The following is an 11024-nucleotide window of genomic DNA, read 5'->3' as shown; positions in this document are numbered from 1 at the left end:
CCAGAAAGCCCCTGATTTAACAGGGGCAAAATGCATTAAGCGGGTTCGGTTTGGGTTACTAAATCTGGTAGATCCTCCAGGGACAGCTCGCCTGAGATAAGTTTGGGGAGCAGGGTGTCGCGGAGGGCAGTTAGCTGTTTACTTTCGTTATTGTTAAGTTGCCCTTTTGACCAATAATCGTTTAAGAGCAATTCAAATTTTTCTAAAATGTTTTCATTGGGTAAAACGATTTTATATTTAAGCAGGTCTTTAGCCTCTGCTCTAGGCATTCTTGTTCCTGTAGAACGTAAATTTGCGTATGCTACAAACTCATCGGTAAATGCATACATTGCCATTAAAGATTGGCTTTGTTGAATAAATCGAACTTTTGCTGAGTTGAAGGATCAGATCACGCATCCTCCCGACAACACAGACCATTCCGTGGCAAAGCAAAAGTTCAGAATCACCAACTGGTCCACCTACAACAAAGCTCTCATCAACCGTGGCTCCCTCACTTTCTGGCTGGATGATGGGGCGATTCAGGCCTGGTATGAGTCGGCAACGCCTTCATCACGGGGAAGGCCCCAGCGCTATTCTGACCTTGCCATCACGACTGTGCTGGTCATTAAACGCGTATTCAGGCTGACCCTGCGCGCTGCGCAGGGCTTTATTGATTCCATTTTTTCTCTGATGAACGTTCCGCTACGCTGCCCGGATTACAGCTGTGTCAGCAGGCGGGCAAAGTCGGTTAACGTCAGTTTCAAAACGTTCACCCGGGGTGAAATCGCGCATCTGGTGATTGATTCCACCGGGCTGAAGGTCTTTGGTGAAGGCGAGTGGAAAGTCAAAAAGCATGGCCAGGAACGCCGTCGTATATGGCGAAAGTTGCATCTGGCAGTTGACAGCAACACACATGAAATCATCTGTGCAGACCTGTCGCTGAACAATGTGACGGACTCAGAAGCCTTCCCGGGTCTTATCCGGCAGACTCACAGAAAAATCAGGGCAGCATCGGCAGACGGCGCTTACGACACCCGGCTCTGTCACGATGAACTGCGGCGTAAGAAAATCAGCGCGCTTATCCCTCCCCGAAAAGGTGCGGGTTACTGGCCCGGTGAATATGCAGACCGTAACCGTGCAGTGGCTAATCAGCGAATGACCGGGAGTAATGCGCGGTGGAAATGGACAACAGATTACAACCGTCGCTCGATAGCGGAAACGGCGATGTACCGGGTAAAACAGCTGTTCGGGGGTTCACTGACGCTGCGTGACTACGATGGTCAGGTTGCGGAGGCTATGGCCCTGGTACGAGCGCTGAACAAAATGACGAAAGCAGGTATGCCTGAAAGCGTGCGTATTGCCTGAAAACACAACCCGCTACGGGGGAGACTTACCCGAAATCTGATTTATTCAACAAAGCCTTAAAGATTTGTAATATTTCTCTTTGGCTCGGAAAACTAATATATCAGTTGAGCATATTCCTGAAAACGGAGTTATTGCTACTTTGTGAAAATAAGGACGCAACTTGCCGAATAGCAAATCACCTTTATTGAAAGCGGATTTGTTACTGGATACTTCACTACCATTCCCATAATTAGTAATCAAAATATGTTTACGTTCTAAATGTTCCAATCCTACGTAGTGAACGTCCGTAGAGATATCTTCCGATTTTACATTTTCTTTTACTAATTGAGCAATCTCGGAAAAATTTTCAATGCGCCAGCCTTTCGGCACCCAGCCTAACTCTGTTTCTTCAAACTCAGCCGGGAATCGTGTACGAATATCCACCGGAAGTGGTTTGAAATCTGCACCGTTGCGTACTTTTTGACGTAGTTCGGCGCGAGATTGCAGCGTTTCCGGGATTGGGTTTCCCGCATCCAGCGCGTTATCAATCACCGGATCGAAATCCACAAACCAGGATTTGAACAGTGTTTGGGACATTTGTTCCAAAGTTTGGTTGATTTTATTATTTAAATCAATCTTTTTATCAAGGCATTTTAATTGATGCGAAATTGATTTTTGTAAAGTGGTCGGAGGCAATTTTAATATTATTTCTCTAAGCTCAGACTGCTTGATTCCAGTAACTGTGCTTCCGGAGGCTCTACCATCAAGCTGGTTTTGAACAAAAGAAGACTGTAAAAGATATAAAAGATAATCATTTTCCAGAATTCCTTTTTTACCTCTCAGAGTAATAACTCGTTGAGCTAAAGCCACCTTGCGCGCATCTAATTGAGCTACTTCGCCTAGTGGCGCCTCTGTAGTTAGTACGACGTCACCTTCCAAAGGTAACCCTCTAACCATCCAATTGTCATAATCATCAATAGCAATAAACTCACTAACTTCTTGAATTCTACCATTTTTAATTATTTTAGCCGTGATCAGGGGAATGCCATTATCAACTTTTTTTGGGGTTTTACCTCTGTAATCAATAATAGCATCCATACAATCTTCAAGGCGCATTTCTATATAATTACTCCCCATAACCCAGCGCCTCCAGGTTCTGGCGAATGGCTTTATCCAGTTCTTGCGCCTGCTTCATCTGCGCAAACAACGTCTGCGACAACTCGCGCATTTTGGTTTCAAACGCCACGCCGTCGTCTTCCTGCTCGGCGGCGCCGACGTAGCGGCCCGGAGTCAGCACATAGTCGTTTGCCTTGATCTCTGCAATCGTCGCAACCTTGCAGAACCCGACCTGGTCTTCGTACTGCGCCAGCTTGCTGTCGCCGCGCTTAACTCGTTCGGCCAGCTCTTCCGGCGTGCTGCGCCAGGCATGGTAGGTGTCGGCGATGGTGGCGATATCGTCTGCCGTCAGCTCTTTGGTGGTGCGGTTGATCATGGTGCCGAGGTTACGCGCATCGATAAACAGCGTTTCGCCCTGACGGTTACGATAGCCTTTGGCCGGATCGGCCGTCTTCGACTTGGTCATAAACCACAGGCACACCGGGATCTGGGTGGTGAAGAACAGCTGGCCGGGCAGGGCGATCATGCAGTCGATCAGATCGTTTTCGATCATCTGCGCGCGGATCTCGCCTTCGCCGCTGGTGTTGGAGCTCATCGAGCCATTCGCCAGCACAAAACCGGCGGTGCCGTTGGCCGACAGCTTGGAAAGCATATGCAAAATCCAGCCGTAGTTGGCGTTACCGGTTGGCGGCGTGCGGTAGCCGGCAAAGCGCGGGTCTTTGGTCAGCTCGGCGTCGTTGCGCCAGTCTTTCAGGTTAAACGGCGGGTTGGCCAGAATATAGTCGGCTTTCAGATCCGGGTGCTGGTCGCTGAAGAAGGTGTCCGCCGGGCGCTCGCCAAGGTTGGCGGAAAGGCCGCGAATCGCGAGGTTCATCTTCGCCAGCTTGTAGGTGGTGGCCGTCAGCTCCTGACCGTACAGGGCGATATCGCGGCTTTTCCCCTGATGGCTTTCGACAAACTTCACCGACTGGACAAACATCCCCGCTGAGCCGCAGCAGGGGTCATAAATTTTACCCTGGAACGGTTCGAGCATTTCGGTCAGCAGCGTCACCACGCATTTTGGCGTATAGAACTCGCCGCCGCCTTTGCCCTCGGTGGCGGCAAACTTGCCGAGGAAGTATTCGTACACGCGACCGACTAGGTCTTCTTTCGACAGCGCTTCGACGTCGGTTTCGTGGGCCAGCGTTTCGATGTTATCGATGGTGTCGATAAGCGACGCCAGCTTCTTGGTTTCCAGATTCTGGCGGCTGAAGTAGTTGTCCGGCAGCGCGCCTTTCAGCGTCGGGTTGCGCTTCTCAATGGTGGAGAGCGCAGTATCAATACGTACCGCAATGTCGTCCTGCTTGGCATTTTGCTTGATGAACGACCAGCGCGCCTCTTCCGGCAGATAGAAGATGTTGTCCTGCTGATAGAAGACTTCCATCTCAAGGAAATCGCCCTGACCTTCGTCTTTCATCTTCTGACGGCGGGCTTCAAACTTATCGCTGATAAATTTGAGGAACACGAGGCTCAGCACCACGTGCTTGTACTCGGAGGATTCCACGCTGCCGCGAAGCTGGTTCGCGGTATCCCATAATGTGTCTTCAAAGCCTTTCTTTGCTTTGGCTTTTTTGGTTGGTGCTTTGGCCATGATGAACTCGTTCTGGAAAAATTTGGTGGCTATTGTAACGATAAAAGCGGTGAAGTTCGCCCTTTAGTCGAGATCCAGCTCATCAAACAGCTGTAGATCCACGTCTAATAATTCGACCGCATTGCTGCGTCTGATCCCAACGTTGTTTTCTATTAGCAGCTCCAGCAGGCGATCGCCATCAATTAGCGTAATCGGCGCGGCTCCGGGAAATAGTGCCGCCTCTGCACATTTCGCTGCAAATTTTCCGGTGGTGATAAGCGTGCCGCGAATGGCTTTGTGGTAGGGCAATGCACCGCGCAGCTGATCGATAAACGGGCGGGTAATAGTGTTTTGCATCCGCTTCACCTGCACCACTTCGGTAATGGTGGTGATGCCAACCTGCACTTTACCGACCACATCCACGCCTTTATCGCCGGAGGCTTTGGTCACTTCGACTTGCTCATAGCCCATTGCTTCCAGCAACTGGCCGACCAGATGCTCAAACTTGTAGGGATTCATGGTGGATATTTGCTCGCGCAGTAATTCCTTTTGCTGCTGGTTATAGCGTTTAACCGCATCCAGCAGCTCTTTGCGCGGATCGGTTCGGCGCTCAGGCAGCGCTTTGCCAAGCCATTTTCTACCGGCATCGGTGATTTTGTAGCTCATCCCTTCACGAGTAATAAGTTCGCGCTCGACCAGATTGTAAAGCCGGGCATAGAGCGTTGTTTTAACTGAACTTGGAGAGGCGAATTTAGAGTGCTGATGCAAGAAAGCCTGCCATTCCGGAAGCAGATCGGCGCGCCGGGCCTGTTCGCGACCGGCGAGCAATTCCAGTAGTTGCAGCATGCCTTCGATATCGTCCAGTTTACGCAGCGTCGCTTCATCGTGAGCGAGGAATAAACGTCCCTGTTCACTGGGATGCCAGCCGCCATCCTCATCGGTCTGCATCAAATCGAATAGCGGGTTGTTGATAAACATATAACAACCATAGCTGTGGCGGGGGTTGAGTATATGGTTATCGGTCTTCCAGATTTGCCAGGCTATTTTGGCATCTTCTCCGCTCAGTCGTTCCTTAATCCAGTGGTCCGGCTCTGACCAGTCTACCGGGTTTTGCGGGGTGCCAGTCTGTTCCTGAATGGCGGAGATCATATTACGGACCGATTTTACTGAGCATCCTGCTACGGCTTTCATCATCGCTCGGGTCTGGTCGTAGGTCGGGAATAACGGAGTAATGACTTTGTAATTTCGCATGGCAATTCCTTCGCTAAAGCAATGTACGGCATCATGCCATTTTATAAAGGCTAATGGCGGGCCGACTATCATTAAATTCGTTTAATTTCATTCTATTGCTCGCCTGGCTGATGGTGAGTGTGTTTATCCCGGAAGCTGCGCTTGCTGCGCCTTTTCCGGGTTACCGGCTCGCAGATTGTGGGAATGCCGCAGCTTCACTCCATCGCCACCTTCACCGCTTCTCCCAGCTTCACCATCACCGCTTTATGTTTCTCGGTCGGCGGCAGGGCGCAGTTGATCCTGACGCAGTTGCGATACTTGCCCGCCGCGGAAAACAGCGAGCCCGGCGCGACCTGGATCTTCAGCCGGCACAGCTGCTTGGCGACGCAGACCATATCTACCTGCTCCGGGAGCTCAACCCACAGCATAAAACCGCCCTTCGGCCGGGTGACGCAGATCCCGCAGGGGAAAAATTCCCGCAGCCAGCAGGTGTAGATCTCGATATTGCGCTGATAGATCTGCCGCATCCGCCGCACGTGGCGGTGGTAGTGGCCTTCGCGAATAAAATTGCAGGCCGCCAGCTGAGTGGAGGGGACGTTGGTCCCGCTGGCGGCGTACTTCATCTGTAGCAGCTTGTCGTAGTAGCGCCCGGGGGCGATCCAGCCGATACGCAGCCCGGGGGCGATGGTTTTGGTAAAGGAGCTGCAGAGCATCACCCGGCCGTCGATATCCCAGGAGTGGATCGTGCGCGGGCGCGGGTATTCGGTGGCCAGCTCGCCGTAAATATCATCTTCGAAAATAACGATATCGTAGCGTTGGGCAAGGTTCAGCACCGCGCGCTTGCGGGCGTCCGGCATGATAAAGCCCAGCGGGTTATTGCAGTTTGGCACGAGGATCACCCCTTTGATCGGCCACTGATCCAGCGCCAGCTCCAGGGCCTCGATGCTGATCCCGGTTTCCGGATCGGTGGGGATCTCAATGGTCTTTAATCCCAGCCCGCGCAGCATCTGCATGGTGCCGTAGTAGCAGGGGGATTCAACGGCGATGATGTCCCCTGGCTGACACACCGACAGCAGGGCCAGCGACAGCGCGCTGTGGCAGCCGCTGGTGAGCACCAGATCGTCGGCAGTTACCACCGATCCGCCGTCGAGCATCAGGCGGGCGATCTGCTCCCGTAGCTCGCGACGCCCGGCCAGTTCGTCATAGTTCAACACCTCAGTGAGGTTGTGCTGGATAGCCCGGCTCAGTTCACGCCAGATTGGCTTCAGGCTTGGCTGCGTCACGTCCGGCGAGCCGCCGCCGAAGGGGATGATCGATTTATCGTAGCGGGCGTCAAGCATGGTCAGCACCTGATCCCACTGGGTTATCTCCACCGGGCGCTGGACCGGACGCGACATCGGCGGCACCGGCGGCTGGGCTTTGCGCGGGGCGACGAAATAGCCCGATCGCGGCTGCGGCACAATCATCTGCTGCTGCTCAAGCAGCTGATAGGCCTGCTGGACAGTGCTGATGCTGACGCCGTGCTCCTGGCTCAGGCTGCGCACCGACGGCAGCTTTTCGCCATGGCGATACAGGCCCTGTTCGATGCGTTCGGCCAGCAGCGTAGCGAGATGTTGGTAGCGGGTCATGCTGTATCCTTAATTGCCGCCATACAGATGGAATAACCAGTACAGATGGGCGTAAAAATTGGGCTCTGGTGTACGTTTTAGCTAATCTGTATGTTAAAGAAAAGCGTTTTGTGAATCTGTATTCCTTACCCCCAAATCCGTGAAGATAAAGCCTCTGGCAAGGTGAGGAGGTAGAGGATGGAATTTCACGAGAACAGGGCAAGACAGCCATTTATCGGTTTCGTACTGCTGGTGCGGTTTATCAAAAAATGGTGGCTTCAGGAGCAAACGCGCAGAGTTTTGCAGCAAATGAGCGACGAACAGCTGAAAGATATCGGCCTGCGTCGGGACCAGATCAATTAAAACGTGCGGTTTTTTACAGGCAAACCTTCTTCATTATCCCGGTGAGCGCAAAGTGCCGCCGGGATACATTCACGAAATTTATCAATTGATGCGGCACGAGCTTCCGTTTCTTGATACTTACCCTGATAAGTATTATTTTCTTCTCAATAATGAGAGGAAGACCCGTGACTGAAGACGAACTGTTTGCCCGCCGCCCGCTGGGGATGCGGATGGCTATGGTGGTGCGCCAGTGGCGCGCCATTATTGACTCCGCTATCACCGATACCGGACTCACCCAGTCCAGCTGGACGGTGCTGATGCAACTGCATCAGCTGGGAGACAACGTCTCGGTCAGCGAACTGGCGGAGGTGCAGGGCATTGAACTGCCACCGCTAATGCGCACCCTCTCATTACTGGAAAAGCAGGGCTATCTGGTGCGTTCCACATCGCCATATGACAAACGCATTCGCCTGCTGACGCTGACCGCTGAGGGGCGGGCTATTCTGGAAAAACTGAGCTGCGTGATCGAGACCTATCAGGAGCGCGTAACCCAGACCATCCCGGAGGCCGATCTCGCCACCTTCAGCGCCACGTTAAATCAAATCGCCTGCCGTTTGCGGAATATCCGCGAAGAAGATAACAAGATCTAACACACTATGATGACGCCTGAACAAAAATTTGCCCGCTGGGTACGGGTGAGTATTGCCGCTTTTCTGGGAATATTCGCCTGGTTTATCGTTGCCGATATCTGGATCCCGCTGACGCCGGACTCCACCGTCATGCGCGTGGTGACCCCGGTTTCGTCGCGGGTCTCCGGCTATGTCTCGCACGTCTACGTGCACAACAACAGCCAGGTGAAAAAGGGCGACCTGCTGTATGAGCTCGACCCAACGCCATTCATTAATAAAGTTGAAGCGGCGCAGATCGCCCTCGAGCAGGCGAAACTGAGCAACCAGCAGCTGGACGCGCAAATCGCCGCCGCCCGCGCCAACCTGCGCACCGCGCAGTACACCGCGCGTAACGATAAGGTCACGCTCGATCGCTACCAGCGCTTGAGTACGATGCAGAACGTCTCGCAGTCCGACCTCGATAAGGTGCGAACCACCTGGCAGACCAGCGAGCAGTCGGTCTCGGCGCTGAACGCGCAGATCCAGAACCTGCTGATCCAGCGCGGCGAGCGCGACGATAAGCGCAACGTCACCCTGCAAAAATACCGCAATGCGCTGGAGGAGGCGCAGCTGAACCTGGCCTGGACCAAAGTGCGTGCGGAAACTGACGGCATGGTCAGCAACCTGCAGCTGAACCCGGGGATCTACGCCACCGCGGCGACGGCTGTGCTGGCATTGGTTAACAACAACACTGACATCGTCGCCGACTTCCGCGAAAAAAGCCTGCGCCACACCGCGGTGAATACCGATGCGGCGGTGGTCTTTGACGCCCTGCCGGGTCAAGTCTTCCCGGCGCACGTGACCAGCAGCGACGCCGGGATTCTGGCGGGACAGGAGGCGGTGAACGGCCAGCTGTCGCAGCCCGAGCAGTCCACCCGCTGGGTGCGCGACGCCCAGCGGATGCGCATTCACGTCGCGCTGGATCAGCCGCTGGACAAACCGCTGCCGACCGGCGCCCGCGCCACGGTGCAGCTGTACAATAGCGAGGGACCTTTCGCCCGCACCTTCGCCGGCCTGCAGATCCACCTGGTGAGCTGGTTGCACTATGTCTATTAATACCCTGGCGCATGTCTTTACCCCGCACGGCAATATCGTCTACACGGCGAATGATTTTCGCCAGACGGTGCGTATCGCCGTGGCCGGGACCATTGCGCTCAGCATCTCCACCTTCTACGACGTACAGTACGGCGTATTTTTCGTCGTTTATCCGCTGATGCTGATGTCGCTGGTACCGATGTTCAACCTGCACGTCGCCCGCCAGTTTATATTTAGCGCGGCGGTAAACTGTGTCGAAATGGTGCTAATTGTCGGCTATTTGTCGCAGTGGCCGGTGATCATGACCCTGGTGGTGTTTGCCCTGTACGTGATGCGTTTCCGCTTTATGAGCCAGGGACCGCTGTTCCTGTTGGGATCGATGGGGGTGGTGTGCCAGAGCACGATGCTCAACTTTATGAGCTATCCCACCAGCAACTGGCACACCCTGATGTTCTCCAATATGGAAGCCTGCGTGATGGCCGTGGCGCTGAGCGCGCTGCTGCATTACCTGATCCCGGACGTCGAACCGCGCAAGCCGCCGCCGCGGATTGAGAAAGACGCCGCCCGCATCCGTCATGAGTCGCTGCTCTCCGGTACGGTAGCGACGATCATCTTTGTGGTGTTTCAGATCTGCGATCTCAGCGACTCGCTGTCGGCGCTGATGGCCGGGATCCTGATCCTGTTCCCGATGCACTATCGCGGGGCGGTGATCAGCTCGATCTGGCGCGTCGTCGGGGTGGTGCTGGCCTGTCTCTATATACTGGTGGTGCAGCTGATTATCTATGATTTCAGCAACCACATGATCCTGATGATGCCGCTGATTGGCCTCGGGCTGGCCTTCAGCGCCCGCCTACACGTGATGGAGAAAGTGGGCGCCGGGGTGGGCTTCGCCAGCATCACTACCATCGGCATTATGTTCGGCCAGAATCTGCATCCGTATCAGGATCTGGTGTTCAGCGATCTGTACCGCATCACCTCGGTGACGGTCTCGCTGGTGGTGACGCTGACCCTGGTTTTTCTCATGCACCGCCTGCTGAACTGTTTCGCGGCGACGCGTTTTGTGGTGAGCGATTAACCTGCAGGTGGGAAGGTGGCGAGACAGCGCCATGCTTCCCCGTTCTGCTGATACAGCGCCGCCGTCTGTTCCGGGACGATCCAGCCTCGCGCATCGGCTTCCGTCCCCTCCAGCAGGATGCACAGCCCGCAGCCGCTGCGCAGCTGGCGGGGTATATCTTTGACCTCGAAGGCCACTCCCGCCGCCTGCATGGCTTTGCGCATCCGCACTACCCCCACCGTGGAGTGAAATAAAAACAGAAACGTTGTCATCCGCGCCTCCGCTGGCGCTGGCCGATCAGCGCCGCGCCGATCGCCCCGGCAAACTGGGCGTCGGGATGGGTTGTCACCGCCATGCCGACATGGCTTTCCAGCATCCGGGCAAAGGCGGCGCAGTGGCTGACGCCGCCGGTAAACAGCAGCGGCCCCTGCGCCGATAAGCGGCCAATAAAGTTCGCGCTGCGCCGGGCCATGGCGTTAATCACCCCCGCCAGAATCGCCTCCGGCGCGACACCGGCCGACCGCAGGCTAATGACCTCCGATTCGGCAAACACCGTGCACATACTGGTAATGGCGTGCGGTTCCACGCCGTCGGTAATGGCGTCCAGTTGTTGGACGCTGGCGCCGAGGGTGCGTGAAATGACCTCCAGAAAACGGCCGGTGCCGGCGGCGCATTTGTCATTCATCAGGAAGTCGCTGAGGTTGCCCCCGGCGTCCAGCTGGATGACTTTGCTGTCCTGGCCGCCGATATCAATCACCGTGCGGGTGTCCGGCGCCAGCAGGCGGGCGCCGAGGCCGTGACAAGAGATCTCCGTCACCTGCTTATCGGCAAAATCCACCAGCTGGCGGCCATAGCCGGTGAGGGTTAAAAAAGGCGTCTCCGTGAGGCCAGCGCGCAGTGTCTCCCAGGCATCGTGGATGGCGTCGGCGGGGCGAAAGGGGGTGGGGCAGAGGAAGCGGCGCACGATGACGCCGTCCGCCAACAGGATGCCTTTTGTGGCGGTGGAGCCGGAATCAATGCCAACCGTATAGTTCACGCCA

Annotated in this window: 11 protein-coding genes and 1 pseudogene; 5 read left to right on the top strand and 7 right to left on the bottom strand. The window is 55.0% G+C overall.

What is annotated here, in order from left to right:
* Positions 1-35: 35 nt before the first annotated feature.
* The gene (locus tag ACR809_RS22135; RefSeq protein ID WP_369782816.1) at positions 36-335 is read right to left on the bottom strand and encodes a restriction endonuclease subunit S; all 300 of its coding nucleotides are present in this window, start codon (positions 333-335) and stop codon (positions 36-38) included.
* Positions 336-375: 40 nt separating this feature from the next.
* Between ACR809_RS22135 and ACR809_RS22130 the strand changes: the two genes are divergently transcribed.
* A complete protein-coding gene (locus ACR809_RS22130) occupies positions 376-1344 on the top strand; it encodes an IS5-like element IS903 family transposase (RefSeq protein WP_074187230.1) in 969 nt (322 codons plus the stop codon).
* Between the two features lie 332 nt (positions 1345-1676).
* Here ACR809_RS22130 and ACR809_RS22125 read toward each other — a convergent pair.
* The 4 genes and pseudogenes from ACR809_RS22125 to ACR809_RS22110 all read right to left on the bottom strand — a co-directional run.
* Positions 1677-2460: pseudogene (locus ACR809_RS22125) on the bottom strand (restriction endonuclease subunit S); the annotation flags it as partial.
* Positions 2450-4069 (bottom strand): type I restriction-modification system subunit M, encoded by a 1620-nt coding sequence (locus tag ACR809_RS22120; protein WP_065804559.1) that lies wholly within the window; start codon positions 4067-4069, stop codon positions 2450-2452. The pseudogene ACR809_RS22125 and the gene ACR809_RS22120, both read right to left, overlap by 11 nt.
* Positions 4070-4132: 63 nt before the next feature.
* Complete coding sequence (locus ACR809_RS22115) at positions 4133-5299, bottom strand: restriction endonuclease (protein ID WP_065804560.1); 1167 nt, start codon at positions 5297-5299, stop codon at positions 4133-4135.
* Between the two features lie 194 nt (positions 5300-5493).
* On the bottom strand, positions 5494-6906 hold the full coding sequence (locus tag ACR809_RS22110; RefSeq protein ID WP_002887384.1) for an aminotransferase-like domain-containing protein: 1413 nt from the start codon (positions 6904-6906) through the stop codon (positions 5494-5496).
* A 177-nt stretch (positions 6907-7083) separates the two neighbouring features.
* Here ACR809_RS22110 and ACR809_RS22105 point away from each other — a divergent pair, with 177 nt between their 5' ends.
* The 4 genes from ACR809_RS22105 to ACR809_RS22090 all read left to right on the top strand — a co-directional run bounded on the left by ACR809_RS22105 (position 7084) and on the right by ACR809_RS22090 (position 10005).
* Positions 7084-7248: a DUF1127 domain-containing protein gene (locus tag ACR809_RS22105; RefSeq protein ID WP_002887388.1), complete on the top strand. Its 165-nt coding sequence runs from the start codon at positions 7084-7086 to the stop codon at positions 7246-7248.
* 164 nt (positions 7249-7412) lie between these two features.
* Complete coding sequence (locus ACR809_RS22100; RefSeq protein WP_004177547.1) at positions 7413-7877, top strand: MarR family winged helix-turn-helix transcriptional regulator; 465 nt, start codon at positions 7413-7415, stop codon at positions 7875-7877.
* Positions 7878-7883: 6 nt separating this feature from the next.
* On the top strand, positions 7884-8951 hold the full coding sequence (locus ACR809_RS22095) for an HlyD family secretion protein (RefSeq protein WP_002887394.1): 1068 nt from the start codon (positions 7884-7886) through the stop codon (positions 8949-8951).
* Entirely contained in the window at positions 8941-10005 is a 1065-nt protein-coding gene (locus ACR809_RS22090) for a DUF2955 domain-containing protein (RefSeq protein WP_002887411.1), read from the top strand. The genes ACR809_RS22095 and ACR809_RS22090 overlap by 11 nt, the downstream gene beginning before the upstream one ends.
* Here ACR809_RS22090 and ACR809_RS22085 read toward each other — a convergent pair.
* A complete protein-coding gene (locus ACR809_RS22085) occupies positions 10002-10256 on the bottom strand; it encodes a DUF3343 domain-containing protein (protein WP_002887412.1) in 255 nt (84 codons plus the stop codon). The two genes, ACR809_RS22090 and ACR809_RS22085, sit on opposite strands and share 4 nt — an antisense overlap.
* On the bottom strand, positions 10253-11020 hold the full coding sequence (gene yjiL, locus ACR809_RS22080; protein WP_109266625.1) for a putative 2-hydroxyacyl-CoA dehydratase activator YjiL: 768 nt from the start codon (positions 11018-11020) through the stop codon (positions 10253-10255). The genes ACR809_RS22085 and yjiL overlap by 4 nt, the downstream gene beginning before the upstream one ends.
* Positions 11021-11024: the final 4 nt, after the last annotated feature.

The sequence above is a fragment of the Klebsiella sp. CD33 genome (genome assembly GCF_051992865.1).
GTDB lineage: Bacteria > Pseudomonadota > Gammaproteobacteria > Enterobacterales > Enterobacteriaceae > Klebsiella > Klebsiella pneumoniae.
Note: the sequence above shows the minus strand (reverse complement) of the source record. Positions and strands in the feature narration are given on the sequence as shown.